Source organism: Tistrella sp., from assembly GCF_002684955.1.
GTDB lineage: Bacteria > Pseudomonadota > Alphaproteobacteria > Tistrellales > Tistrellaceae > Tistrella > Tistrella mobilis.
On the sequence record NZ_NYWI01000073.1, the window covers coordinates 108,969 to 135,472 of the forward strand.

17 protein-coding genes and 1 tRNA gene are annotated in these 26,504 nt (G+C 68.3%); 8 read left to right on the top strand and 10 right to left on the bottom strand.

Translation table 11 applies throughout. The features are described 5' to 3' along the window. Positions 1 to 184: 184 nt before the first annotated feature. Positions 185 to 2,311 carry an elongation factor G gene (locus CMO28_RS23850; protein WP_062761376.1) on the bottom strand — a complete coding sequence of 709 codons (2,127 nt, stop codon included), beginning with the start codon at positions 2,309 to 2,311 and terminating at the stop codon, positions 185 to 187. A gap of 809 nt (positions 2,312 to 3,120) precedes the next feature. On the opposite strand from CMO28_RS23850, the gene CMO28_RS23855 reads away from it, so the two are divergent. From CMO28_RS23855 to CMO28_RS23870, 4 genes are all read left to right on the top strand, one after another. Then, positions 3,121 to 4,275 (top strand): ImuA family protein, encoded by a 1,155-nt coding sequence (locus CMO28_RS23855; RefSeq protein WP_296718062.1) that lies wholly within the window; start codon positions 3,121 to 3,123, stop codon positions 4,273 to 4,275. A 74-nt stretch (positions 4,276 to 4,349) separates the two neighbouring features. Further along, the gene (locus tag CMO28_RS23860) at positions 4,350 to 6,089 is read left to right on the top strand and encodes a hypothetical protein (RefSeq protein WP_296718064.1); all 1,740 of its coding nucleotides are present in this window, start codon (positions 4,350 to 4,352) and stop codon (positions 6,087 to 6,089) included. A gap of 53 nt (positions 6,090 to 6,142) precedes the next feature. Continuing rightward, complete coding sequence (locus CMO28_RS23865; protein WP_296718069.1) at positions 6,143 to 9,394, top strand: error-prone DNA polymerase; 3,252 nt, start codon at positions 6,143 to 6,145, stop codon at positions 9,392 to 9,394. Between the two features lie 270 nt (positions 9,395 to 9,664). Further along, positions 9,665 to 10,252, top strand: a complete 588-nt coding sequence (locus tag CMO28_RS23870) for a class I SAM-dependent methyltransferase (RefSeq protein WP_014745445.1) — start codon at positions 9,665 to 9,667, stop codon at positions 10,250 to 10,252. Positions 10,253 to 10,270: 18 nt separating this feature from the next. On the opposite strand, the gene CMO28_RS23875 is transcribed toward CMO28_RS23870, so the two are convergent. From CMO28_RS23875 to CMO28_RS23905, 7 genes are all read right to left on the bottom strand, one after another. After that, positions 10,271 to 12,073, bottom strand: coding sequence for a PAS domain-containing hybrid sensor histidine kinase/response regulator (locus CMO28_RS23875; RefSeq protein ID WP_296718077.1), 1,803 nt, complete (start codon positions 12,071 to 12,073; stop codon positions 10,271 to 10,273). 285 nt (positions 12,074 to 12,358) lie between these two features. Beyond that, complete coding sequence (locus tag CMO28_RS23880) at positions 12,359 to 13,813, bottom strand: SpoVR family protein (RefSeq protein ID WP_296718080.1); 1,455 nt, start codon at positions 13,811 to 13,813, stop codon at positions 12,359 to 12,361. Positions 13,814 to 13,882: 69 nt separating this feature from the next. After that, a complete protein-coding gene (yhbH, locus tag CMO28_RS23885; protein WP_296718084.1) occupies positions 13,883 to 15,181 on the bottom strand; it encodes a sporulation protein YhbH in 1,299 nt (432 codons plus the stop codon). Between the two features lie 97 nt (positions 15,182 to 15,278). Beyond that, positions 15,279 to 17,210 carry a serine protein kinase gene (locus CMO28_RS23890; RefSeq protein ID WP_014745449.1) on the bottom strand — a complete coding sequence of 644 codons (1,932 nt, stop codon included), beginning with the start codon at positions 17,208 to 17,210 and terminating at the stop codon, positions 15,279 to 15,281. A 428-nt stretch (positions 17,211 to 17,638) separates the two neighbouring features. Next, entirely contained in the window at positions 17,639 to 17,839 is a 201-nt protein-coding gene (locus tag CMO28_RS23895; protein WP_062761386.1) for a SlyX family protein, read from the bottom strand. Then, a complete protein-coding gene (locus CMO28_RS23900) occupies positions 17,832 to 18,350 on the bottom strand; it encodes a GNAT family N-acetyltransferase (protein ID WP_296718090.1) in 519 nt (172 codons plus the stop codon). Before CMO28_RS23900 ends, CMO28_RS23895 begins: the two co-directional genes overlap by 8 nt. A 267-nt stretch (positions 18,351 to 18,617) precedes the next feature. After that, positions 18,618 to 19,346, bottom strand: a complete 729-nt coding sequence (locus tag CMO28_RS23905) for a hypothetical protein (protein ID WP_062761388.1) — start codon at positions 19,344 to 19,346, stop codon at positions 18,618 to 18,620. A 321-nt stretch (positions 19,347 to 19,667) separates the two neighbouring features. Here CMO28_RS23905 and CMO28_RS23910 point away from each other — a divergent pair, with 321 nt between their 5' ends. Then, positions 19,668 to 21,584, top strand: coding sequence for a glycosyl hydrolase family 28-related protein (locus tag CMO28_RS23910; RefSeq protein ID WP_296718093.1), 1,917 nt, complete (start codon positions 19,668 to 19,670; stop codon positions 21,582 to 21,584). A gap of 94 nt (positions 21,585 to 21,678) precedes the next feature. Here CMO28_RS23910 and CMO28_RS23915 read toward each other — a convergent pair. Next, positions 21,679 to 21,753, bottom strand: a tRNA-Glu gene (locus CMO28_RS23915). A gap of 208 nt (positions 21,754 to 21,961) precedes the next feature. On the opposite strand from CMO28_RS23915, the gene CMO28_RS23920 reads away from it, so the two are divergent. The 3 genes from CMO28_RS23920 to CMO28_RS23930 are packed head-to-tail and all read left to right on the top strand — an operon-like array spanning position 21,962 to position 24,671. Then, a complete protein-coding gene (locus CMO28_RS23920; RefSeq protein ID WP_296718095.1) occupies positions 21,962 to 22,882 on the top strand; it encodes an ABC transporter substrate-binding protein in 921 nt (306 codons plus the stop codon). Continuing rightward, positions 22,879 to 23,889, top strand: a complete 1,011-nt coding sequence (locus tag CMO28_RS23925) for a FecCD family ABC transporter permease (RefSeq protein ID WP_296718100.1) — start codon at positions 22,879 to 22,881, stop codon at positions 23,887 to 23,889. Before CMO28_RS23920 ends, CMO28_RS23925 begins: the two co-directional genes overlap by 4 nt. After that, a complete protein-coding gene (locus CMO28_RS23930) occupies positions 23,883 to 24,671 on the top strand; it encodes an ABC transporter ATP-binding protein (RefSeq protein ID WP_296718103.1) in 789 nt (262 codons plus the stop codon). Before CMO28_RS23925 ends, CMO28_RS23930 begins: the two co-directional genes overlap by 7 nt. Before the next feature lie 15 nt (positions 24,672 to 24,686). On the opposite strand, the gene recJ is transcribed toward CMO28_RS23930, so the two are convergent. Beyond that, positions 24,687 to 26,477 (bottom strand): single-stranded-DNA-specific exonuclease RecJ, encoded by a 1,791-nt coding sequence (recJ, locus tag CMO28_RS23935; RefSeq protein WP_296718106.1) that lies wholly within the window; start codon positions 26,475 to 26,477, stop codon positions 24,687 to 24,689. Positions 26,478 to 26,504 lie beyond the last annotated feature (27 nt).

Below are 26,504 nucleotides of genomic sequence, written 5' to 3' on the forward strand. Positions count from 1 at the left end.
GGTCGCAGTCCCCGCACGACCGTGCTCCCTCATCCAGCCCGGAAAGTGTTGCAGGCCCCCGAGGTGGACGCAAGGCGGAGGCCGGCATCCTGGCATTTTTCCAGACCATGCCCGAAATGCGTCATCACCCGGCCCCTGCGGGACCGGGTGATGACGGATGATGGCGGATGGCCGGGTGGGGTGATCAGGCAGCGTGGGTTCTGGCCAGCTTCTCCCCCAGCTTGCCCGGCACCTCCTGGAGCATGGCTTCACCGGCCTCGATCACCGCCAGACCCTGTGTCGCGGCTGCCAGATCGTCGATCAACCGGGGCAATTCGGCATCGGGCACCATCGCTTCCAGACGGTCCCACCCCACGGGCTGGGCCACCGCTTCCAGGCCCAGGATCTGGCCACGGGCGGACTGAATGGCGGCATGCATGCGGGCAGTGGCACTGCCCGGTGCCGTCATCCGCACCGGCCTCACCGGTTCCAGCAGCACCGGATCCGCCTCGCCCAGAGCCTCGATCATCGCCATGCGGGCCGCGGTCCTGAAGGCCATGTCGGAACTGTCGACCGCGTGATGCAGGCCATCGGTCAAAGAGACCGCCAGATCGACCACCGGGAAGCCAAGCGGCCCGCTGACCATCGCGTCGCGCACGCCCGCCTCCACGGCGGGCACGAAATTGCGCGGTACGGAGCCGCCGACGGTCCGGTCCTCGAACCGGAAACCTTCGCCGCGGCCAAGGGGGGTAAGCTCCAGGGACACATCGGCGAACTGGCCATGGCCGCCGCTCTGGCGCTTGTGGCGCGCCCGGGCAGCCGCCGGCCGGCGCGGCGCCTCGCGGAAAGCGATACGGGGTGGCCGGGTCTCCACCTCGATGCCGAAGCGCAGCTTCAACCGCTCCACCGCCAGGGCCAGATGACGGGCCCCCTGGCCGATCAGCACCGTTTCGGACATGTCGGGGCGCGCATCGATCCGATAGGACGGATCCTCTTCCACCAGCCGCGCCAGGGCGGCGCCCAGCTTGGCTTCGTCGGCAGCCCTGGTCGCCGCCAGAACCAGGCCGGCCACCGGCATCGGCACAGATGCTCCCCCCTCGGCGATCACGCCTTTGGCATCGACCGTCACGCCGACCGGCACGTTTTCAAGCCGGGGCAGCACCACCACTTCGCCTGCAACCGCCGCATCGGTGCGCCGGATCATGGCCGGGCCGTCGAACATGCCGATCTGGCCCAGACGCTGGCCGGCAAAGTCATCCCCTTCGGCCAGCCGGCCCGACCACAGCCGCGCAATCCCGACCCGGCCCAGATGTGGCAGATGCAGCACCTTGAACAGCCGGGCCCGCATCCGGCCGTCGTCATGACCGCGCAGGACCGCATCTTCCCCCTCGTCCCCGGCATCGACCGGGTCGAGCACGCCTTCGCGGCAGGCGGTGACGGCGACATCCGGCGTCTCGTGGCGCAGTGCCTTCATCAGCCGCCGGACCCCGAAGCCTTCAAGCGCATTGCCGAAGAACACCGGCACGATGGTCTCGCGGCCGAATTCCCGGCCGAGGTCGCGATAGATGGTCTTGCGGTCGGGATGGGTTTCCTCGAGCAGCTGTTCCAGCAGGACATCGTCGAAATCGGCCAGCGTTTCGAGCATCACCTGCCGGGCTTCCTGCTCGCGGGCGCTGAGCGAGGCGGGCAGCCGCACGACTTCCGATGCCGATCCGGGGCGATAGCGATAGGCGCGTTCACTGGCGAGATCGACATGGCCGACCACCCGCTCCTCGCCCGAGGCGCCGCGTTCGCGGATCGGCACTTCGCGCAGCACCAGCGGCCGGCGGCTGGCGGATTGCAGGGCGTCGAGGATGGTGGCGACGCGCACGCTCAAAGTGTCCACCTTATTGATGAACACCATGTGGGGAACGCGCATTTCCTCAAGCAGGGTAAAGATCGGCGCCAGCGCCTCGACCCGGGCGGGATCGGGGTCGCAGACCACCACCGCCACATCGGCGACCGTCAGGCAGTCGCGCATATCCTGGCGGCAATCGGCGGCCCCGGGACAATCGAGCATCGTCCAGCGCTCGCCCAGATAGTCGATGCGGGCGGTGTTGAGGGTCAACCCGCCCGAGATCTGGCCGCGTGCTTCGGGCCAGGCGTCGCCCCGGGCGGTACCGTCGGCCACCCGGCCCAGCCGGCCGGTGGTGCCCGAGATCCACAGCATGGCCTCGAGCAGGCTGGTCTTGCCGGTTCCATAAGGTCCGATGAGGACGGCGCACCGCGGCGCCGCCGGAACTCTGTCGGGCAGGGCCCCCGCGGGCCTGCCCTCTGCCGTGTTGGTGGACATGGCATCCTCCCCAGCATCCGGAACGGATGGAGGTCGTCCGATGTCGGGTGTCACGGGCGCGGGCGGCAGCAGGACAAGTCGGCACAGAAGAGGCGCGCCGCGCGTCGGAGCGGATCGGACGATCCGTCCCTTCCTTGGCAGCGGAACCGTCGGCGGCGATGCAGGATGCCCGCAGCGAAGGCGGCCCCGTCAGATCGCGGGCCGTTCCGTATCACCATCCGGCGATATGACGGCCTCGTTACACTCCGATGCTCGCGCGGCCGGCCGGTCGAGGCAAGCGAAACCGTCATCCGATGCCGATCTGTCGCAGCCATCGGCCGCAGCCACCGGATGTCTGCCCCCTGCTTGACTCCACCCGCAAGCCGGACTAGAACAAAAAGAGAACAAACGGACGCCCCCCCGGTCCGCTGGAACGGCCCCGCAAGCCCGGCCCGCACAGGCCAGGCCTGCATCACCGGCCCCTCTTGCAGGCCGGCCTCTCTTGCAGGAAGGCAGCGATGATACCGATCAGGCCGACGACCATCGCGCCGGCACCAGGCCGGGTGGTCCGCATCTTCAGGGATGGCCCCCGCCGTCCGCGCACACCGGCCGCGGCCGATGACCGGGTCGCCGGCACCGCCTCTTCCATAGCCGTGCAGCCCGGCCGGCCGCACAGCCTGGCCATGGCGGAGCTGCACCTGATGGTCGCCGGGACCACCTGCCCTGCTCTCATTTCGGCACCACCGCTCCTTTCGTCACCGGCCGGTTCTGCCGGTGTTCCTTCCACCCCGTGGCCAGTGCCGGAAGGCGGCCCAACGACGGAGGATGGCATGGCTTTCGGATCCGCGACCCGTCTCGCACCCCCTTCCACCCTCACCCGGCGCGATCCCGCCATCCGGGTCAGGCCTTCGCGCCTGCTCGCGGCCGCTGCCGCAGCAACTGCGCGGGCCGCGGTCGACCCCGACCCCCAGGCCAAGGACGATCAGCTCGACGACACGGCGGCAGCCGGTCTTGCCGCAGCCCCGGTGCCCGATCGGGTCGAGCAGCTGCGGGCGGTGATCGCCCGGATCGAGACCCGCGGCAATGCCACCACCGGAGATGACCGTGGCCAGGCGGGCGCCGTGATCGGCACCGGTCATGCCGCCATCGATGCCCGCCTGGGCGAAGGCGGGCTCAGCCTGGCCCGGCTGCATGAAATCGTGACCGCGGAAGCGGGGGATCATCCTTCGGCCGGCACCGCCCATGGTGCCGGGCTGGGGCTTGCCGCCAGCTGGGCCGCGGCGGCAGCGCGCCTGCGCAGCGGCCCGGTTCTCTGGGTCGGCGGCTGGCCGCCCCCTTATGCGCCGGGGCTGGCGGGTTTCGGGCTCGATCCCTCCCGGCTGCTGGTGGTGCCGGCCCGGCGTAGTGCCGAACGGCTCTGGGTGATGGAAGAGGCGGTGCGCAGCGGCGCGGTCGCAGCCGTGGTGGGAGAGGTCGCCGATGCCGACCCGCTCGCCACCCGGCGCCTGCAATTCGCCGCTGCCGAAGGCGGGGCACCGGCCCTGATGCTCCGCCCGGTCGCCACCGGGATCCTTGCCGCCACCGCCGCCCATGATGCCGATCCCGCCCTGTTGCTCGACCGTCTGCCGGCCAGTTCCGCCGCCAGTCGCTGGGCGGTGACCACGGCCCCCGGCACAGCCGCGCAATGGCCGGCTGCGGCAGGCTATGCCGCCCGCCCGATCGGCCGGCTGCACTGGCGGCTGGACCTGCTCCGTGCGCGCGGCGCCCTGCCCGCCCGCTTCACCGTCGCCTGGGCGGCCGAGGGGCCGGAGGCGAACCGGGACGATACAACCGGTGCGGGCATGCTGGACGTGATCCACGGTCCGGGTGCCGCGGCGACACGCCAGGTCGTACACGGCCTGCCGACCCGCCAGACCGGGACCGGCGGCTGGTTCGGCCGTACCCTCACCCGCAGCCTGGGCAACCGGCCGCTCACCGCCGGCTGACCCGCCCCCGCAACCGGACGCCCGCGCCGGCACGGGGCCGCTGTCCCGCCTTGCCCCGGGGTTCAATATCTCTCATGTCCAGCCCTCACCCCGATCCCGCACGCCCCGCCGGCACCGGCTCCGGCCGGCGCATTCTGGCTCTGCATCTGCCATTGCTCGCCGTCGACCGCCAGATTCTGATCGCGCAGGCGGGCGGCGATGCCGATGCGGCCAGGCACTGGCGCCACGGCCCAGCCGCCTGTCATGCCCCGGGCCCGCGCGGGCCGATGATCACCATCCCCAACCCTGCCGCCCGGGCCGCCGGGGTCCGGACGGGCATGACGCTGGCCGAAGCCCGGGCGCGGACCGCCGGCGATATCCTGCTCGCCCCGGCAGACCCGCGGGGCGACCGTCGGGCCCTGTCCTGGCTTGCCGATCTTGCCGACCGCTTTTCGCCCGCAGTCGGCCTCGACGGCGATCAGGGGCTGCTTCTCGACATCACCGGGGTTGCGCATCTCTTCCGGGGGGAGGCCGGTCTGATCGCCCGGGCCGGTGCCCTGATCCGCGGGCGCGGCTTCAGCCTGACCGCGGCGATCGCCCCCACACCGCTCGCCGCCTCTGCCCTCGCCCGGGCCCAGGCCCAGGCCCACGCACAGGCACAGGCACAGGCATATCCCCCGGCCGATGCCGCCGTGGTGGTGGCACATGACCGCGCCGGTCCCGAGGAGACCCGGGCCGCCCTCGCCCGGCTGGTCGGCCCCCTGCCGCCGGAGATGATCAGTCTCGATGGGGAAAGATTGCGGCGGGTTGCGGAAGGTCTGGCGCGGCTCGGCATCCGGCGGGTCGATGCCCTGGATGCGCTGCCCCGCAGTTCGGTTGCCGAACGCTTCGGGCCGGGGCTGCTCGACCTGCTCGACCGGCTGTACGACCGGGCGCCGGATCCCCTGCATCCCCGCCGGCCGTCGGCACCGGTCGAGGTGCGGATCAGCTGGGCGGAGCCGATCGGACGGGCCGAGGATATCGCTGCCGCCACCGCCGCCCTGGTCGATGATCTGGTGGCAGATCTGGGTGCCGCCGGCCTCGGTGCCCGGCGGCTGGCGCTGTCGGTCCATCTGGTCGACGGCCGCCTGCAGCGCGCCGAGCTGGGCCTGGCGCTCGCCAGCCGGGAGCCACGGCACATGATGCGGCTGCTGGCCGAACGGCTGGACCGGATCGATCCCGGCCTCGGGATCGAGGTCATGGTTCTGGCGGCACCCGTGGTCCAGCCGCTCGCCGATCTGGACCGATCGCTGCCGGGGCTTGGCCAGGCCCCGCTTTCAACCGGTACCGGCGGCGCTGCCGTCGCCGCCCTGATCGACCGGATCGATGCCCGGCTCGGCAATGGCCGGGTCCGGGCGGTCAGGATCGAAGCCGGGGTGATGCCCGAAACGGCGATCAGGCTGATCCCCGCTGCCATCGCCCCGCAGCGGGCTGTCCGGATCGACGACGGCCCCCATCGGGTAACGGCACCCCGGCCGGCGCGGCTGCTCGCCCGGCCCGAACCGGCCCTGGTGGTGGCGGCCCTGCCCGATGATCCGCCAGCCCGGCTGCGCTGGCGCGGCCGGCTGCATCGGGTGCATCTGGCCGATGGCCCCGAACGGCTGACCGGCCCCTGGTGGGAAAGCCCCGGCGCCCCGGCCGAGGCCCGCGACTATTACCGGGTCGAGACCGAGGACGGGCTCAGGCTCTGGGTATTCCGCAGCCGCGGCTCGGCCGGGCTGGTGCTCGACGGGGACGGGGCCGCCGATGACGCCGCAGCCGCAGACGACTGGTTCGTCCACGGCATCTTTGCCTGATTTTTCAGACCATTGTCCCTGGACCCTCAGCTGTCGGCACAGGTTCCGCACCGATGCAGCCCGTCCCCCATGTCGAGTTCGAGATCACCAGCTGTTTCAGCTTTCTGCGCGGGGCGTCGCATCCAGAGGAACTGGTCGCGACCGCTGCCGCCTTCGGCTATGACCGGGTTGCGATCGCCGACCGGTCCAGCCTGGCCGGCGTGGTCCGGGCCCATGTCTCGGCCCGCAAGCTGGGCCTTGCCCTGCATGTCGGCGCCAGGCTCGACCCCGAAGATGCGCCGCCGATGCTGCTCTACCCGCGCAACCGGGAGGCCTATGGCAGGCTCTGCCGCCTGCTGACCCTGGGCAAGCGTCGGGCGCCCAAAGGCGCCTGCCGGCTGACCCTGGCCGACATTCTGGCCATGGCGGAGGATCACGAGATCATCCTGCTGCCGCCGATGTCGTGCCCTGCAACCGGCCCCCATCCCGACTGGGATGCCCATGCCGCCGCCGCCAGCCGGCTGGCGGCCGCTTTCCCCGATGCGGTGCATCTGGCGGCGCGCCATCTGCTTGCCGGCGATGACGACGCCCGCATCGCCCGGGTCGATGCGCTGGCCGGCCGGCTCGGCATCGACATGATCGCCACCGGCGACGTGCGCATGCATGTACCTGAGCGGCGGATGCTCGCCGATGTGATGACCTGCATCCGCGAGCATGTGACGATCGATCGGGCCGGCCGGCGGCTCGCCCGGAATGCCGAACGCCATCTGAAGCCACCGCCTGAGATGGCCCGCCGCTTCGCCCGCTATCCCGACGCCCTTGCAGCCGCCCGCCGGATGTCCGACCGGCTGAACTTCCGGCTCGACGAACTCTCCTATGAATATCCGATGGAGACCGGCCTGCCCGGCGAAACACCCCAGCAGGCCCTGGAGCGCCGGACGCGGGAAGGGCTCGCCTGGCGCTATCCCGAGGGAGCCTCGGCCGGGATCCGGAAACGGGTCGAAACCGAACTCGGGCTGATCGGCCGCAAGGGCTATGCGCCCTATTTCCTGACGGTGGACGAGATCGTGCGCTTCGCACGCGATCGCGGCATTCTGGCCCAGGGGCGCGGATCAGCAGCGAATTCCGTGGTCTGCTTCCTGCTCGGCATCACCGCCGTCGACCCTACCCGGGTCGACCTGCTGTTCGAGCGTTTCATCAGCGACGCCCGCGACGAGCCGCCCGATATCGACGTCGATTTCGAGCACGAACGCCGGGAAGAGGTGATCCTGCATCTCTATGAAAAATACGGCCGCGACCATGCCGCACTTGCCGCCACCGTCATCAGCTACCGGCCGAAAAGTGCGCTGCGCGAGGTCGCCCGCGCCATGGGGCTGGACGAGGATACCGCCGGCCGGCTTTCGGGTCAGATCTGGGGTCATTCCGACGAGCCGCTCGACCGCGAGGCCCTGCGGGCTGCCGGGATCGATCCCGATGCGCCGCGGATCCGGGCGACCATCGCGCTTGCCCGCAGCCTGCTTGGCTTTCCGCGCCATCTGTCGCAGCATGTCGGCGGCTTCGTGCTCACCCGCCGGCCGCTGGAAGAGACGGTGCCGATCGGCAATGCCGCCATGCCCGACCGCACCTTCGTCGAATGGGACAAGGACGATCTGGATGCGCTCGGCATCCTGAAGATCGACGTGCTGGCGCTGGGCATGCTGACCGCCGTGCGCAAGGGTTTCGACCTGATCCGGCAGACCACCGGCCAGAGCTGGACCATGGCCACCCTCCCGCCCGAGGATCCGGCGGTCTATGACATGCTCTGCCGGGCCGATGCGGTGGGGGTGTTCCAGGTGGAAAGCCGAGCCCAGCTCAACATGCTGCCGCGCCTGAAGCCGCGGACCTATTACGACCTGGTGATCGAGGTGGCGATCGTCCGGCCGGGCCCCATTCAGGGCGACATGGTTCACCCCTATCTGCGCCGGCGCGACGGGCTGGAGCCGGTGGACTATCCGTCGGACGAGTTGAAGGCGGTGCTGCAGCGGACCATGGGCGTGCCGCTGTTCCAGGAACAGGCGATGCGCATCGCCATGGTCGCCGGCGGCTTCACCGGCGAAGAGGCCGACGAGCTGCGCCGGGCCATGGCCGCCTTCCGCCGCACCGGATCGGTGAACCGTTTCCACGACAAGCTGGTCTCAGGGATGGTCGCCCGCGGCTATGACCGCGACTTTGCCGAACGCTGCTTCCGCCAGATCGAAGGCTTCGGCGAGTACGGCTTTCCGGAAAGCCATGCCGCCAGTTTTGCCCTGATCGTCTATGTCTCGGCCTGGATGAAATGCCATCACCCGGCGGCCTTTACCTGCGGGCTGCTCAACAGCCAGCCCATGGGCTTCTATGCACCGGCCCAGCTGGTGCGCGATGCCGCAGCCCATGGGGTGGAGATCCGGGCGGTCGACATCGCCCGCAGCGATTGGGATTGCACGCTGGAGCCGACCACCACCGCCACCGGTGCGGCAGGTCTGCCGGCGCTGCGCCTGGGCTTCCGTCTGGTGAAGGGGCTTGCGGAAGCGGATGGGCGGCGGATCGCCGGGCGGCGACCGCCCGGCGGCTATGACAGCCCGGCCGCCGTCACCCGGCTGGCGGGGGTGGCACCGGCTGCCCTGATGCGCATCGCTGAAGCCGACGGTTTCCGTGGCATGGGGCTGGATCGGCGCCGGGCGCTCTGGGCGCTGCGACGGATGGAGGCGGGGGCAGCCCTGCCGCTGTTCGCCGGGCTGGATGATGGCGGCAGGCCGGCAGAGGCGCCGGCCCCTCTGCCGCCGACGCCGGCGGCACGGGCGATGGTCGAGGATTATGCCTCGACCGGCCTCACCCTTCGCCGCCATCCGATTACCCTGATCCGCGCCGAACTGGACCGGAGCGGCGTGGTACCGGTTTCGGCGCTCGGCGGCATCACCAGCGGGCGGCGCACGTCGGTGACCGGGCTGGTCACCACCCGCCAGCGGCCGGGCACCGCCAAGGGCATCGTGTTCATCACGCTGGAAGATGAAACCGGCTATGCCAATCTGATCGTCCGGCCCGACATTCGTGATCGCCATCGCGTCCTGGTTCATACCGGCCGGGTGCTCACCGCGCGCGGCCGGCTGGAGCGATCGGGGCAGATCATCCATCTGCTGGTCGAAACCCTGGCCGATGCCGAGCCGATGCTGACCGCCGCGGTCGGACGTGCCGACGACCGGGCCGCGGCCGAACATCTGGCGGCCCTCGGCATCCGGCTGGACGCGACCGCACCGACGACAACCGCGCCCGCCGGCCAGATCCGCCTGCGATCGCGCGATTTTCACTGATCCTCGATCGCAGGGCACGGCGCGGGCCGGCACCATGATCTCATCAACCATGGATCGCAGATCAGCTTCATGTCTATGATGAAGGCGGATGTGCTTCTTCCGTGCACGGCACTGCATGTCCCAACAAGGCCATGCAGTTGTCCTCGCCTTATCACCCGGGTGCATCCGTCGGCTTCCTATAAAGGAAGATGACGTTTCAGATGAACCAGCACCCGCCCCGGTCGGGCCGTTCCAGCCGCGGGGCGCGCGCGCATGAACGGATGGCGACATATGGCAGACAGCCTCTTTCTGCGTGAATTCCTGCGCGCCCCTCTCCGCACGGGAGCCCAGCAACCTTCGAGCCGCGCCCTCGCCGCCGCCATGGCCGCCGAAATCGACCCCGCGGCCGACGGGCCGGTGGTCGAACTGGGCCCCGGCACGGGCGTCGTGACCCGGGCGCTGCTCGACCGCGGCATTCCGGAAGACCGCCTGATCCTGATCGAACTCAACCCCAGCTTCGCCGACCATGTCCGCCGCATGTTCCCGCAGGCCACCGTGCTCAACGGCTCGGCCTTCGACATGCGCCGGCTGATCACCACCGAAATCGGCGGCGGTGCCGAACCGCAGATTGCAGGCGTGGTCTCGGGCCTGCCGCTCCGTGGCCGGCCCGATGCCCTGCGGACACGGCTGCTGGAGGACGCGCTCGACCTCGCCCGACCGGCCGCCGGCCGCTTCGTTCAGTTCACCTACTGGTATGACAGCCCGGTGCCCTTCGACCGGACCCGGGTAGACGGCCGTCGCACGCGTTTCGTACCGTTCAATCTCTGGCCGGCCTCGGTCTGGACCTATCGCCGCCATCCGGATCTGCTGACCGGCTGACGCCGGAGGCGGCCGATATCAGGACGGTCCCGCCGCTGCACGATCCGGAGGGCAGCCGCCGGCAGCGGCTCCCAACCCGACGGCACCGCCCAATCGCGCGGCCGGCAGCAGCAGTGTCGCCGTGGTGCCGATGTTCTTTTCGCTGTCGAGTGTCAGCGAGCCGCCATGAAGTTCGGCCAGCATCCGGGCCAGCGGCAGGCCAAGCCCGGTGCCGTCGAACCGCCGGTTCAGCTTGCTGTCGACCTGACCGAAGGCCTCCAGCGCCACATCCAGCTCGTCGCGCGACATGCCGATCCCGGTATCCGCCACCACGATGCGCAACCCGCCATCGCTGCCGCGGCCGGCCGTTATCGTGACCCGCCCGCCGGCAGGCGTGAACTTGATCGCATTGGACAGAAGGTTGAGCACGATCTGCTTGATCTTGCGGCCGTCGCCGGAAAGCACGGGCAGCCCCGGCGAAACCTCGGAACATACGCTGATGCCGGCCACCTCGGCCCGTTCCCGCAGCATGCCGACCGCCTGGCCGACCAGCGCATCGACCACGACCTGTTCCTCGACCAGTTCCAGCTTGCCGGCCTCGGCCTTCGACAGGTCCAGAATATCGTTGATCAGCGACAGCAGGTGCTGGCCCGATACCCGGATATCCTCGACATATTCCCTCTGCTTGGCGCTGAGGTCTCCGGCATAACCCGCCGTCAGAACTTCTGAAAATCCGATCACCGCATTCAGCGGGGTGCGCAGCTCGTGGCTGATATTGGCCAGGAACTGCGACTTGATCCGGTTGGCCGACTCAGCCTGTTCCTTGGCGGCCCTGAGCGCCACTTCCACCCGCTTGCGACCGGTCACATCCCGCAGATTGACCACCACACCGCCTACCGCCGGGTCTTCGATCCGGCTGCGGCCGATGGCCTCCACCGTCACCCAGTGCCCCAGCGAATGCCGGAGGCGGAATTCCAGCACGGCGGTCACACCAGGGTCCGCAAGAGCCGCGCGATAGACTTCGGCGACACGGCTGCGATCCTCGGGATGGAGCAGTGCTGCAAAGGCGGTCCCGGCCACCTCTCCCGGTGCCCGCCCCAGAACCCGTCGCGTGCTGGGGCTCGCGAAGGCGACGCTGCCGTCGCGCTCCAGCACCAGGACCACGTCCAGCACGTTCTCGATCAGGGCCTTCAGCCGCCTGTCCCTCAGATCGGCCGCCCGCTCCGCCTCGGTCTGGTCGGTAACGTCGCGCGCAATCGCGATCATCGACACGGCGCCGCCGCTCTGGGGCGAGGCGAGACGCATGACCAGGGTCTCGCACCGCCCGATCGCGCCGTCGGGACGGCGGAAATCCAGGGCACCGCGCCAGCTGCCGGTCTCCATCACCTGATCCCGGATCGCCTCCAGCCGCCGCGGCAGATCCTCGCCCGCCAGAACATGATGGATGGTGTAGCCCCCCACCCGGCCGGCATCCAGCCCGGTCATCCGGGCGGCGCCGCCATTCCATCCGATCACCCGCGCCGCGGCATCGAACAGGACCACGCCGTCATTCGTCCGGTCCCAGAGAAGCCCGGTTCCGTCGATCAGATGGCGCGGCGACGACGAGATCCGCCTGAAGCGCCACCACAGCCCGCCCGCGACCAGCGCACCGGCGACCGCAAGCAACAGAAGGCCGCCGCCAAGGGCCGCCCCGGGCAGCTGCACGATACCGCTCAGATGAAGACCTGCGCAGATGCCGACGCCCGCAAACAACAGGGCCGCGGCGATGAGTGCGGGCTCAAGCCCGGCACAGGCGGTGGCCGGCAAGGTCAAAACCGGCGGCGCAGGCAGAACCGGAGACACAGATGCCCCCTCCGGCTGCCCCGCATCGGCGGGCATGCTGCCGGTCTTTGACGGCTCGCGCGAAAACTGCACGCCTCCCCAGGCCACGTCGTCGAACCTCTTGACCCGCCACCCCCTCCGGCCATCGCCGGAGACGGTTACGCCGCTTCGACCACGGTATCAGGCCCCATGGTGATGAAGACACCATCGGGCCCGTCCTGATCGCTTTCCCGGTGTTCTTGTTCGCTGTCGGAGCGAAGTCGACGATGGACTCAACCACCAATGATGCAGCTTGTCAACATAAGGTCACTCGTCGCGAACCACCCTCGTGCGGAACCCATCCGTTCCGCGACTTAGAATCACCGTCTCGCGATTCACCGTTGTCTTGAGGTGCACCTCTCGACCCCAAAGTGTGTAGACGTGATCCAGGGTCTTCTCCGCATAGCCCAGCTGCAGATCCCGGCCGTCATGGACGTGTTCCAGCAGCAGCCCGCGGCTGCGGCCGTAATCGCCGTCGAGCACCCGGATCATCGGCATGGCATTGGTGCCGGTCTGGCGGATCAGCCGGTCGCGCACCTCGCGCCAGCCGCTTTCATTCGACACTTTCGCCACCACCAGATCATTGCCGCGCGGTTCATAGGCGAACAGGTCCTGATCGCGCATCAGCTCCTCGTCCAGGAAGCGCCGCAGGAAGCTGGCATCGCGCTCGCTCTCGCGGATCTGGAACAGCTTCTGGCGGGTGGCGGCCGCAGGCGCCGCCGGCAGGCCGCGCCGCGGATCCCAAGGCCCCTCTTCCTCGGCCACCAGCCTGTCCCAGATCGCGAGACCCAGGCAATAGGGGTTCACGTCGCCCGGGATGCGCCGCACCACCTGATTGTGGCGGACCAGGAATTCCATATGGATGTCGGGCGGCAGACCCAGCGTGTTCATGATCGCGCGGTGCCAGAAGCTGGCCCAGCCCTCGTTCATGATCTTGGTTTCCATCTGGGGCAGAAAGTAGCGCGCTTCTTCGTCCACGATACCGATCAGATCGCGCTGCCAGTCGGCCAGATAGGCGCCGTGGTCGCGAATGAACAGCAGCAGGTCGGGGTCCGGATCCAGCGGCAGCCGTTCCAGATCGGCGTTTGTCGCCGCCTCGTCCGGACGTTTGCGGGCATGGATCGCAGCATAGGGGTCGGGCGTACCCGTCGCCCGGTCCAGCGCCCGGGCGCGCTGTTCGGCCGGCGACAGCCGCGGCACGGCCGGGTTGCGGCCGATGTTGAACGACAGCGCATGGGCGGCATCCAGAACCTTCTCCACCGCCTCCAGCCCGATCGATGGGTCCTCGACATAGCTGCGCACCCGATCGGCATGCATCTTCACCTGGCCCAGGATCAGTTCGGCGCGGGTGCCGCGGGCGAAGTAGAAATTATTCTTGAAGAAGTCGTTATGGCCATAGACATGGGCCATGGTCAGGATCTGCAGGCACAGCGAGTTGTCGCGCATCAGATAGGCGATGCTCGGGCTGCTGTTGATCACCATTTCATAGGGCAGGCCGGCCACGCCCAGGTCGTTGAGCGTGCGCTGGCGTTCATAGGATTTACCGAACGACCAGTGCGGATAGTGCGACGGCATGCCGTGATAGGCCATGAAGCCGATCATCTGGTCACGGTCGCAGATCTCGAATTCCTGGTCGTAGCAATCGAGTTCGTATTCCGCGACCTTGTCGCGGATGCGCGCATCCCATTCTTCCAGATCGCGCATGGTCCAGCTCATGCCCATGGGGGCAGGCCCTCCCGGTCATGTCCGACGAGACGAGGAACGACGAGGCGCCGCATGGCGGATGCGCAGTCAGGCGCCCGCCGCCGCCTCGGCCGGTGCCTCCTCCGGGCGTTTCTCCTTGGTCAGGAAAGCCCGGAAGGCCGGCCAGACATCCTCCTTCCGCTCGATCGACAACATGTGGAAATTCGGCGCGGTCACGCGGCGGAAGACGTCCAGCATCGTGGCATCGCGAAACCGCCAGGCATTGGGTTTGATCTCGCCATAGCCGAACAGGTTCGACACCTCGCACAGCTCGTTCGCCGCCGCAACCGTCCGGTCATTGTCCGACGGGAAGTTGTCGCCATCCGAACAGTGGAAGGAATAGATGTTCCACAGCGACGGATGATAGCGCTCGCGAATGATCTCCAGGGCCTTTTCATAGCCGCTGGAAATCAGCGTGCCGCCACTTTCGCCACGATGGAAGAAATCATGCTCGTTCACCTCGCGCGCCACCGCATCATGAGCAACGAACACGATTTCGACCGTGTCGTATTTGGTGCGCACGAACTGATAGAGCATGAAAAAAAAGCTCCGCGCCAGATACTTCTTCATCGTATCCATGGAGCCCGAGGTATCCATGATGCAGATCACCACGGCATTGCTTTCAGGCTCCACCTGCGGGCGGATGCGGTGATAGCGCAGATCGTCCTTGCGGAAGCGGAAGCGGGTACCGGCGACGGCCGCACCGTCGTTACCCGCCATCTCATCCTCCGCCATCTCATCCTCCGGCAGCTCGTCTTCGGCGTCCTCAGCCGCATCGAGATCAGGATCCGAGACGGGCGGCGTGCCGGTCGCCATCCGCCGGCGGACGCGGGCAATGGCGGTCCGCCGTTTCGACATGTGAACGCGGATGCCGCTCTTGCGATAACCCTTGCGGCGGTGGGTGCGCTCCGAAATCACCTCGCGCAGCTTGCGCCGCTCCAGGTCGGGCAGCTCCAGATCCTCGAACATGATCTGGATCAGCTCGTCGAGCGTGATCTCGGTCTCGTAGACGTCGCGGCCGGCCTGGTCGCCGGCGGGGCCCTGGCCGGGCTTTCCCTGGCCGTCACCGGCCTTGCCGACCACCTGGCCTTCGGCGGTGTCGCCATCGCCCTGGCCGACGCCGCCCTGGTTGTCACCGAAGATGAAGCGGTATTCCTTGATGCCGCGGATCGGCACCTTGATCGTCTTCTCCCGCGACTGGCCGATGATCGCCTCCTCGGCGACCAGATCGGCGATATTGTCGCGGATTGCCCGGCGGACCTTGTCGCGATGCCGCTGACGGTCACCGGCGCTGCGGTCACTGCGCAGGCCTTCGCTCTGGGCATAGTCCCGGAAAATCGTCGCCATGCAGCTCTGCCATCCCTCTGCTGCCGCGATCGGCCGGCGACGCCCGGAACGGGCCCGCCGGCCGGCCGCGATCTGCTGGATCGGACCGCCGCCCGCCTCAATCCTTCCAGAGATTGTTGGCGGCGTATTTCAGCACCACGTCGGCCGAATAGCTGTTGTAGCCATTGCCCAGCAGGTTCTTGACCAGCTGGTCGTACTTCTCCCGCTGATCCTCGTCGCGGGTCCGGGCCTTGGTGATGATGCGGCTGATGTCGCGCACGGAATTGGTCAGCTTGCGCTCGATCGCATCCTTGAGCGGCTCATAGGACGAGTAATGCACCTTCTCGCCGCGGCGCGTGGCTGCCCAGAGATAGGCGATGACCTCCTGCCGGAAGCCTTCGGCCGCGGTGCCGATGATCGCGATCTGCTCTTCGATCGACTTCAGGAAAGCCTCGTCGGGCTGCAACTCCTCCCGCGTGTTGCGGTCCTTGACCTTGGTGCGGTTGATATAGGCTTCGGCGTGGTCGAGATAGTTCTGGAACAGGGTCTCGGCCTGCTCTTCATAGGCATACACGAAGGCGCGGGTGATCTCCTTCTCCAGGATCTCCAGATAGGCCTTGTGGATGGTGTCCTGCAGCAGCTCCAGATAGTGCTTACGCCGGTCGTCGGGCATTTCGCTGCCCTTGACCATGGCGATCAGCGCCTCGCGGATATGGATCGGCGTGATGCCGTCGGGGCTGTCGGCAAGGGCATTGTCCACCGCCTTGACGATGAAACGGGTGGAAATGCCGCTCATGCCTTCGGAAATCGCCTCGTCGCGCAGTTCGTCGACATCGATCTTCTTCGCCCGGCCCTTCTCGACCACCTCCTCGCCGTTATAAAGCCTGAGCTTGGTCATCAGATCGCATTTGGGTGTCGGCGCCAGCCGCGACAGGATCGCGAACATGGCCGCCACTTCCAGCGTGTGCGGCGCGATGTGATGGCGATAGCCCGATTTGCCCAGGATCTTCGAATAGATCTTCACCTCTTCCGAGAGCCTGAGATTGTAGGGCACCCGGATCATCACGATGCGATCCAGGATTGCCTCGTTGGTGTGGTCCGACTTGAACTTCTGCCACTCGGCCTCGTTCGAGTGGGCGACGATGCATTCATCGACATAAACCGTGCCGTGCCGCCCGGGGGCGGGCACGAATTTCTCCTGGGTCGCGGTCAGGATGGCGTGGAGATATTCGGTCTCGTTCTTGAAGACCTCGATGAACTCGACGATGCCGCGATTGCCGGCATCGAAGGCGCCGTTCAGGTCCAGAACCCGCGGATCGCCCTCGGAGAAGCGATCGAGTTTCGAGATGTCTTCAGACCCGATCAGGACCGACGTGTCCTGGTTGTTGGGATCGACCGGCGGTACGACCGCGATGCCGCGCCGGGCGCGCTTGGAAATCGAAACGGTCCTGACCGGCATCTCTTCATACCGGCCGTTGAACTCCTCTTTCAGCCGCCAGCGGCAGATCGGGCAGAGATCGCCGTCGATGCGGACGTTGAGCATCTTCTCGAATTCCCGGCGCAGATGGCGGGGAATCAGATGCAACGGCTCCTCGCGGATCGGGCAGCCGTCGATGGCGTAGATGGGCGGGGCTTCCTCCAGCCCGCGTTCCAGCCGTTCGACCAGCGAACTTTTCCCCGAACCGACCGGGCCCATCAGATAGAGCACCTGCCGGCTTTCCTCGCCCTGCAGGGCGGCGGAATGGAAATAGCGCACGAACTGCTGGATGGTACGTTCCATGCCGAAAAACTCGTCGGAGAAGAACCGGTAGGTCTTCACCGGCTCGTCTCCGAACAGGCGCTGCAGGCGCGGGTCGTCGGCACCGCCGACCAGATCCACGCCCTTTTTCATGATCATGTCGTAAATGCGGGCATGCGCCAGTTTGGTGATCTCGGGATTGTCCCGGACCTTTTCCAGATATTCCAGAAAAGTGCCGGACCAGTCCTGCGAGGTGCGTTCCTCGCGGTCCTTCTCGATCAGACTGGCGAAAGAGGTTTTGGGCTGCTCCATGATCGCCCTTCCCGTCCGTTGAAGCGATTGCCGCGGGGGCCAGCCAGAGCCCTTGCGTCCGGTTCGCGTCCGCCGACGTCGGATCGACCGGCCCATGTGGCCGGATAAGGGTCACCCTGATCGCCGAACGACGGCAGACGTGAAGGTCTATCGCGCATGTCGCGGTTCAGAGCCGCGATCGGTTCCCGAACGGCCCTGCCGTATGCCATCCGGACCGGAGCGATGCGGGTTCATTCAGGCTCCGATATGAATCACTTGTTGCCCGGACACGCAGGCTTCAAGAAGAAATCGCCGTGCGGCCACACCGCCGGCCGGACCGGCCCCCGCTCAGGCCACGGAAATCCGGCAGCACTGCGGCATTCCGCCGCGCCCCGATGACCCGACAAAAATTTGCCCGCCCCCGATCGACCTGTGGATCTGGGTATGTATCAGGGGATGAAGGAGGCGCCCGGCTCCGGCCCGTCATCAATGCCGGACGCAAGCTCGGCAAGCCGGTTTTCAAGCCGCTGGATCCGCCGGACCAGCCCGTCGATCAGCCGGTCCTGGCGCAGGATCTCGGCCGAGGCCTCGTCCAGCATGCGCTCCAGATGGGCCATACGTTCTTCGATGGCGATCAGGCGGTCATCCATGGGTGTCCGGCTCCCGGGTCATATAGCGGGCATCGGCTTCATAACTGGCGAGCTTCACGGCAAGCGCCGAGCCCGGCGCCACGTCACGCGCGCTGAAACCCATCGCGGCCCATCCGGGTGCCGACCCGCCGACCGCCGTCAATGCCAGACGCGGCAGGCCATGATCGCGGGCCAGCCGGTCCAGCATCCCCACAAGCTGCCGGGCGAGCCCCCGCCCCCGCGCCGCGGGCAGCAGGGCCACGTCGTGAATATACAGGCAGTCGGCGTCGCCGGGGATCGCACCCAGCAGGCTGTCCAATGCCGGCGGCCGGCCGTCGATCCAGGGATGGGTCACCGCATACCCGACCATCCGGTCATCGGCGATCGCGGCGAAGCAGCCGGCCGGAAACAGGCGCAGCCGTTCGGCCGGAACCTCTGCACGTTCCGGGAAATCGAGATGCACCGCATCGGCAATCTCGTTCACACGGTCGAGATCTGCGGCCGTCAGCGGCCGCCAACCCGTGCGGATCATCCTCTCGTCTCCGGAACCGGTCAGATATCAGCTCTGGGCCGAGACGTTGGCATGCCCCCTGATCCGGAGCAAGCCTCCCGGAAGCCGGTGGCTGCGCAAAAAAATGCCCCGGGGGCGAGCCCGGGGCGAAGGTCGGCCTTTCCGTGAATGCAATCGCCGCTTCCGCCCGACCATCGGGCCGCCGCGGAAGCCGGGGCAGAGGATGCCCCGGCGAGATGTCGCCCCCATGACTACGGCATGATCGTTCGATGACGGCAGGGCCGGCATTCAGGGATAGGCGCAGACGTCCGACGACACCTCGACGAAGCTGCGATTGCTGGCCCGGATGGCGAAGCGGTATTCGCGGTCGCCGATGACCATGCTGTGCTGCAATGGCAGTGTGCCGGTGGCCTCGGTCGCCCGACCGCCGATCTCGATGAAGCGCAGCGTCACCGGCTGCGACGGATCGAACCAGGCCTCGCGGTCACCCTTGTCGTTGACCGAGGTCTCGCCCCGGCCGGTGACGGTGATCAGCCCGTCGGCGAAGGTCACCGCGTCATTGCTGCCGGTGGAAAGCGGGGTCGGCAGAATGAAGCGCTTGGTGACCGGGCCGCCCTCGCAGCGTCGCTCGTTGCTGACCGCGCCGATCACGAAATTCAGCCGCTCGGGCTTCACCCCGTCGGCCATCCGGCTTTGCACACGGGTCAGAATCTCGGCCAGCTGCCCCGTCGGGACATCCTTCTGATAGCGCTGGCGCCACTGTTCCACCTCGATCAGCGCACTTTCGCGCGCCTCGCGCAGGCGGGCATTCTCGGCGCCCAGTTCCGAAAGCCTGACATTCAGGTCGGCGACGGACTGTTCCAGTCGCCGGACCTCGCCTTCGGCCAGCATCGCGCCGGTGCGATAGGCATAGGCGCCCGCACCGGCAATGATCGCCAGCCCCGCCAGCCATTTCAGCATCATCATCCGCCGGCGCCGCTTTTCGCGGCGGCGGCCGGCGTTCAGCCCCAGTGACATGCCGTCTTCGTTCCTCGTCAGCGTCCGCTATGGGTGTCAGACCGGCAGCCGTCGCAGTTCCTCACCGCGATCGCCACCGGCCGGTACCGACCGCGGCGCCAGGCGCGGCGTCTTCCGGCCACGCTCCCGCGCTCGGGCCATACTAAGACCGCGTCGGGCCCGGCTGGTCAAGTGGCGAGGTCAGGGCAAGTGCGGTGATGCGGCAGCAATGTGGCGCCCCCCCGGCGAACACGAAGGGTGCGGAGGGCTCTAGCCTCTCCCTGCAGTCAACCGGAACGGGCCGACACCAGCGTCCGACACCACACGAGGAAAGGCCACCCGATGGCACTTCACGACATCGACGAACTCGCGATCGTCGACACCATTACCGATCTGCGCAGCCTCGCCACCACCGGTCCCTGGACGATGGTCCGGGTGCTCGGCTATCACAGTGCAGGCGATGGTGCCGGCGGACTGTTCCGCTGGGATGCCTCGGCCTGGAACAGCAACGAGATCATCCCCGGACGCAGCACGCCCGATGACGGCGGCACCCGCATTGTGCCGACCGGGCAGACGAGTGGCCCCGGCCTGTGGCGGCGCGTGATGGCATCCAGAGACCGGCTGAACGTGCGCTGTTTCGGCGCCCGGGGCAATAACAGCACCAATGACAGCGACGCCTTCGAAGCGGCCTGCTTCTACGGTCCCGTGCATATCAGCGACGGCAGCTACAAGATCACCCGGCGTATCACGATGTATGGCCGGACGAACCTGATCGGTACCGGTCCCAATGCCACGATCTACGGAACCGTGCCGGATGACTACATCTTCTATTCCGAGGGCACCAATGGCGGCCTGATCGAGAACCTCACTTTCAACGAGTGCAACACCAGAGCCTCCATCTATCTGACCCATCCTGCCTCGATCCAGAATGGCGCTCATCTCTGGATGCTGCGCAAAGTCCGCTTCTGGCGCCAGAAGGGGCCGTCGATCGTCACCGACGGGGTCTACGACATGAACTGGGCGGACATCGACATCTACTGGCCTGAAGCACGTCCCGGTGTCACGCCCACCCCTGCAACCGATGCCGCCGTGATCTTCCTGGCGGGCACCAACAACCTGAACATCGACGGCCTTCATCTGGAACAACCGAAGTATTGCGGGATCTACGTCGCCGACGGTGCCGAAATCTCCGTCCAGGAAGGCAAAATCGACTGCTATGGCGATGCCAGCAAGTCGCCGAGCGAGGGTGCCATCTATATTGATGGCGGCTCCATCAAGCTGTCGAATTTCCTGCTTGCGGGGATCGTCGGCCCCCGGGTGATCATGAAGGGGACGGCCTCTCTGCACGGTGACCGGACCTGCGCAATGGGCGGCGGTGGCAATGCTCCGCAGATCGTCCTGGAAGGAAGTTATGGCCACACCGGCGCCACCTATGCCTCGCGCCGGCCAACCTGGCCCAGGATCACCTGGATGGGGAGCATCGGCTATCTCGGCGTCGACACCGACCAGTTCGCAACCTGCTTCATCGACGCCCGCATGCCGTCACCGCTCAAGCGCAAGGGCAAGGTGACCGTTTCCTCGGGAAACAACATCCATGTCGGAACCATCACCGATCTGAACACCGGTACGAGCGACCAGGACATCCGATGCACGGTTGCGTCCGCAACGAACGGGCACGTCGCGCGTGCCCTGGCCGGAAGCGACTACATCACGTCGTCCGAGCGCTGGTACACCCTCACCGGGACGACAGCCTCGGCTCTGGGTATGAGCGTGAACAGCAACGTTTTCGTCGAGCACCTTCCCCACCATGGTCTGGACGTGAAACTCGATCCGCGAAGCTTCGAGTACAGTCTCCCGCTCTTCGCCGCGCTGCTGACCACCACCGTCACCTCGGCCAGCTACAACACTGCCACGGGTTATACGACGGTTACCGTCGACACGACCTTCCCGAAGACGGAATATGCGGGGCGCTGGCTCTATACCGCCTCCGGGCGCTGGCACAAGATCCTTGAGCCGGCAGAGATGAACGAGGATGAGATCTCGAATATCTCGACCTTCCTGCTGCCCTACGACGTCACCACCGAATTCACCGCCAGTTCCGCCGTGACGGTGCGCACCGGTGCGATGGTCAATGCCTCGCTCCAGGGCGATCGGGTGGTCTGGGGACGTGACGACATGCTGGTGTCGGAAGCGCTGGAGACCCTGCGCCGCAAGGGCCGTGGGCCGAACGAGGTCTACTCCCTCGCCGACGGCGCCTGATCCGAAGCCGGGTACCGCCCACCATCAGACGCAAAAAAAACCGGCCCGAACCCGGACCGGCCTGCGGAAACGCATTCATCGGAATGCGAGAAGATGGCACCCCCAACGGGAATTGAACCCGTGTCTCCGCCTTGAAAGAGCGGTGTCCTAACCTCTAGACGATAGGGGCATTGCCTGTCTTTCGTGGCCGGTGCGCGGTGCCTCCGGGCGCCGCCGCCGTCCACGGGGCGTACACATATTCGGCGTCGGGCGCCGCGTCAAGCATTTTACGAAGAGAGATTGCAAGGCGGGTACGCGACCGCTCTCCGGCTTGCACTCGGGCGGGGCTTGCGCCACCATTCGCCGCCCTTGCCATCCCTCTGGATCAGCGCCCGATCTTGTCCCTTCGTCGTGCCATGACCGGCGCCGTACTGGCGCTCCTGGTGCTCGCCGCATCCGCCGATGCGGCGGAGGGGCCGATGCGGGTGGTGTCGATCAATCTCTGCACCGATCAGCTGCTGCTGCGTTTGGGCGACCCCGGCCAGATCGCCGGGGTCGGCCCGTTGTCGCGCGACCCGAAGCTGTCGGTCGAGGCCGCACGTGCGGCGACCGTTCCCCAGGTGGCCGCCTCGGCCGAGACGGTGCATGCACTGGAACCCGATCTGGTTCTGGCCGGCCGGTTCGGCGCCACGGCAGCCGCCGCCGCCCTGGAGCGGCTGGGCACACGGGTCGAACGCTTCCGCCCCGCCGCCAGCGTCGACATGATCCGCGACGGCCTGTTGCGCGCAGGCCGCCTGCTGGGCCCTGCGGCGAGCGCCCGGGCCGAGGCGGAGGTCGCCCGGCTGGAGGCCCGCGCCGCCGACCTTGCCGCCCGTGCCGCCACCCTGCCCCGCCGCCCGCGCGCATTGATGCTGCGCGCCGATGGCAGCATGGTCGGGCCGGGCGGTCTTGCCCATGCCATGCTGGTGATGGGCGGTTTCGACAACATCCTCGAGCATCGGTTCGACCCGGCAGGGCGTGCCCGTCGCGGCGGTGACTGGCGGGTGGAGCTGGAAGCCGCAATCCGCGCCCGGCCCGAGGCAATCCTGATCGAGAGTATGCCCGGCGCCGCACCGGCCCTGGTCCATCGCCTGCCGCGCCATCCCGCCCTCGCCCGCCTCGCGGCGCTGGGCGACATGGCGCCCGAGATGATCCGCGTGCCGGGCAATCTTCTGGTCTGCGGGCTGCCCGATGCACTCGACATCGCCGAAGCCCTGCTGCCGGTCGCCCGGCGGCTGTCCGCCAGACCCGCGATTGCCGCCGAAGGAGACGCCTCATGAGCGGCACGGCGACCCGCCGGGTGACCTGGATCCTGCTGGCGATCCTGCCTCTGATCGTGGGCTGGGCCTCGCTCGGCTATGGGCCGTCGGGCTGGATCGCGCCCGACCCCCGGGTTCTGCTCGGCATCGATGCGCCGTCCACTGCGTCGGAAATCGTGATGCTGGAGCTGCGCCTGCCCCGCACGCTGATCGCCATGATGATCGGTGCGGTGCTGGGGGCCTGCGGGGCAGCGCTTCAGGGGCTGACCCGCAACCCGCTGGCGGAGCCATCCACCCTCGGCGCCTCGTCTACAGCGGCTCTGGGCGCCGTGACCGCGATCTATTTCGGCCATGCCGGCGTACTCGACGGTCCCGCACCGGCCGCGGCGGGGCTTGCCGGCGCGGCGATCGGCCTGGCGCTGGTCCTGGCGCTGGGGCGCGGTGGCGGGCTGTCGCTGATCCTGGCGGGCGTGGGCGTCGGCGCCCTCGCCACCGCCTTCGTCTCGCTTGCCCTCACTTTCGCCCCCAGCCCCTATGCGACGCTGGAAATGGTCGACTGGCTGATCGGATCGGTTGCCGATCGCACGCTTGCCGATGCCGGACTGCTCGCCCCCTTCGCGGCCGTCTCTCTGCTGCTGCTCACCGGCTGCGGCGCCGGGCTCGATGCCCTGGGGCTGGGAGAGCGCACCGCCCGTTCGATGGGCGTGCGCCTTGGCCGGCTGCGCCTGCAGGTGGTGGCGGCAACCGCGATCGGGGTCGGATCGGCCACCGCCGTTGCCGGCGGCATCGGCTTCGTCGGGCTGATCGTGCCCCATGCCCTCAGACCCTTCGTCGGCCACCGCCCCGGCCGGCTGGTGCCGGCAAGCATGGCGGGCGGCGCAATCCTGCTGCCGCTGGCCGATCTTGCCGGCCGGCTGATCGGCGACGGTACCGAAATCCGCGTCGGCGTAGCCACCGCGCTGATCGGCGCACCGGTCTTCCTGCACATCCTGCTGACCCGGGCCCGGGCGGAGCGTGGCTCATGGTGAGCGCCGTGCCGGCCCTCGACCTTGCGGATGTCCGCGCCGTGCTGGGCGATCGGACCATTCTGGACCGGGTTACCCTCACTTTGCCGGCCGGCGGCCTCATCGCCCTGGTCGGGCCGAACGGGGCCGGCAAATCGACCCTGCTCGCGATCCTGGCCGGGCTGCTTGCGCCGGCCACGGGCGAGGTCCGGCTGGACGGCGAGCCGCTCGCCCGTCTGGGCGACCGTGCCCGGGCGCGGGTGATGGGCTATCTGGAACAGCAGCCGGAATGCCATTGGCCGCTGAGTGTCGCGGCCCTCGCCCGCCTCGGCCGCCTGCCCCATCGCGGCGCCTTCGGCAGTCTGGATCCGCGCGCCGACGAAGCGGCGGTCGAAGCCGCCCTCGCCCGTACCGGCATGACCGGCTTCCGCGACCGGCGGATCGATCATCTGTCGGGTGGGGAGCGGATGCGCGCCCATCTCGCCCGCGTGCTCGCCGGAGAGCCGCGGGTCATCCTCGCCGACGAGCCGCTGGCCGGGCTCGACCCGGCCCATCAGCTGGAGGTCATGGCGCTGTTGCGCGACCTCGCGGCCCAGGGGCGGGTCGTGGTGGTGGTTCTGCACGATCTGGCGCTGGCAGCACGGTTCGCCGACCGGGCGATCCTGCTGGGCGAGGGGCGGGTCCTGGCCGACGGCCCGCCCGAGACGGCACTCGACGATGCCGCCCTCGCCCGCGCCTATGGCGTTTCGGTCACGCGGGTGGAGATCGACGGCCGGCGGGTGCCATTGCCGACCGCGCGCCTTTGAAGCAGGACAGCGGCGTCAGCGGGCGGCCGCCACGTCGTCGATGAACATCTGAACGTCGTCACGGCCCTGCCAACGATCGCGTCTGAGACCGCCCGCCACATGCAAAGGCATGCCACGCGCCTGAAGCAGCGCGCTGCCGATGGCATTGTCCGCCGCACGGAAGGCCATGCCCTTCAGCCGCGAGCCATCCTCGGCACCCATGATCACCCGGATATGCCCCTGGCCGACCACATCGGCCTTCAGGATCCGCTCGCCCGACAGCGCGAAGCGCGGCTGGGCATTGCCGGTTCCAAAGGGCCCGATGCGTTCCAGCACCGAGACAAGATCGGTGGTGGCCCCCCCGACCGCCAGCACGCCATCCAGGCCCAGCCGCGGGGCCGGCGGCTCGCCGCCGGTCTGGGCGATGATACGCTCGGCCAGAAAGCCATGCAGATCGACCAGCTGCGCCACCTCGACCGTCAGCCCGGCCGCCATGGCATGGCCGCCGCCATTGACCAGCAGCCCGGCCTGGCGCGCGGCCGTCACGGCAGACCCCAGATCGACGCCCGGCACCGAGCGGCCGGAGCCCTTGCCGATGCCGGTGGTGCCGTCGACCGCAACAACGAAGACCGGCCGATGGAAGCGTTCCTTGATCCGCCCGGCCACGATGCCGATCACGCCCGGATGCCAGCCGTCGCCCGCGACCAGGATGAAGGGCGCATCGGCCTGGCGTTCGGCGGCCTCAAGCGCCTCGGCCTCGACCGCCGCCTCGATCTCGCGGCGTTCGGTGTTCAGCCGGTCGAGTTCCATGGCGATGCCGGTGGCCTCGTCGGGATCATCGGTGCCGAGCAGCCGCGCCCCCAGATCCGCCTGACCGACCCGACCACCGGCATTGATCCGGGGGCCCAGCACATAGCCGAGGTGATAGGCTTCGGGGGTCTCATCGAGCCGGGCGATATCCGCCAGACGTGCCAGCCCGGTATTACGGCGGCGAGCCAGGACCTTGATGCCCTGGGCAACGAAGGCCCGGTTGACGCCGGTCAGCGGCACCACGTCACACACGGTGCCGAGTGCCACCAGGTCCAGCAGCCCCATCAGATCGGGCGGCTTGACGCCCAGCCTGTCATACACGCCACCGTCACGCAGGGCGCGGTTCAGCCCCACCAGCAGCAGAAAGGCCACGCCCACCGCGGCCATCTGGCCATGGGGGCTGGTTTCGTCGAAACGGTTGGGATTGACCACGGCAAGGGCCGCCGGCAGTTCCGGCTCGCCGATATGATGATCGACGACCACCACGTCGAGATGGGCGGCCCGCGCGGCCTCGAGGGCGGCGAAGGCCGTGGTGCCGCAATCGACCGTCACCACCACCCGCACACCACGGGCGGCGAGCGCGGTCATGGCCGCGGCGTTGGGACCATAGCCCTCGGTCATCCGGTCGGGGATATAGACCACCACCGGCACGCCGATCCCGCGCAGAAACCGGGTGACGAGTGCGGTGGAGGTGGCGCCGTCGACATCGTAATCGCCGAAGACCGCGATCGGCTCACGGCCGGCGATCGCCGCAGCCAGACGGTCGACGGCCCGGTCCATATCGCGCAGATGCGACGGATCGGGCAGTGCGACACGCAGGCTGGGGTTCAGGAAATCGTCGGCGTCGTCCAGGCCGACCCCGCGCCCGGCCAGGACCCGCCCGACGATCTCGGGCAGGCCCAGGCGCTGGGCAAGGGCCAATCCCAGGCGCTGATCGGCGAGCCGCGTTTCCCAACGTCGTCCGCCAAGCGAGCGTTCGACGCCGAGAACCGCGGCATCACGGAGCAGAACGTCCATGGGCAGGTTCGATACTCCGGAGAGAAT

Bases quoted from the DNA above. Each gene is read 5' to 3' on its own strand.
- CMO28_RS23930 (WP_296718103.1), top strand. From the start codon at position 23,883: ATGGTGAGCGCCGTGCCGGCCCTCGACCTTGCGGATGTCCGCGCCGTG.
- CMO28_RS23925 (WP_296718100.1), top strand. From the start codon at position 22,879: ATGAGCGGCACGGCGACCCGCCGGGTGACCTGGATCCTGCTGGCGATC.
- CMO28_RS23900 (WP_296718090.1), bottom strand. From the start codon at position 18,350: ATGATCCGCACGGGTTGGCGGCCGCTGACGGCCGCAGATCTCGACCGT.
- CMO28_RS23910 (WP_296718093.1), top strand. From the start codon at position 19,668: ATGGCACTTCACGACATCGACGAACTCGCGATCGTCGACACCATTACC.
- recJ (WP_296718106.1), bottom strand. From the start codon at position 26,477: ATGGACGTTCTGCTCCGTGATGCCGCGGTTCTCGGCGTCGAACGCTCG.
- CMO28_RS23860 (WP_296718064.1), top strand. From the start codon at position 4,350: ATGTCCAGCCCTCACCCCGATCCCGCACGCCCCGCCGGCACCGGCTCC.
- CMO28_RS23855 (WP_296718062.1), top strand. From the start codon at position 3,121: ATGGCTTTCGGATCCGCGACCCGTCTCGCACCCCCTTCCACCCTCACC.
- yhbH (WP_296718084.1), bottom strand. From the start codon at position 15,181: ATGGCGACGATTTTCCGGGACTATGCCCAGAGCGAAGGCCTGCGCAGT.
- CMO28_RS23895 (WP_062761386.1), bottom strand. From the start codon at position 17,839: ATGGATGACCGCCTGATCGCCATCGAAGAACGTATGGCCCATCTGGAG.
- CMO28_RS23870 (WP_014745445.1), top strand. From the start codon at position 9,665: ATGGCAGACAGCCTCTTTCTGCGTGAATTCCTGCGCGCCCCTCTCCGC.
- CMO28_RS23850 (WP_062761376.1), bottom strand. From the start codon at position 2,311: ATGTCCACCAACACGGCAGAGGGCAGGCCCGCGGGGGCCCTGCCCGAC.
- CMO28_RS23905 (WP_062761388.1), bottom strand. From the start codon at position 19,346: ATGTCACTGGGGCTGAACGCCGGCCGCCGCCGCGAAAAGCGGCGCCGG.
- CMO28_RS23865 (WP_296718069.1), top strand. From the start codon at position 6,143: ATGCAGCCCGTCCCCCATGTCGAGTTCGAGATCACCAGCTGTTTCAGC.
- CMO28_RS23890 (WP_014745449.1), bottom strand. From the start codon at position 17,210: ATGGAGCAGCCCAAAACCTCTTTCGCCAGTCTGATCGAGAAGGACCGC.
- CMO28_RS23880 (WP_296718080.1), bottom strand. From the start codon at position 13,813: ATGGGCATGAGCTGGACCATGCGCGATCTGGAAGAATGGGATGCGCGC.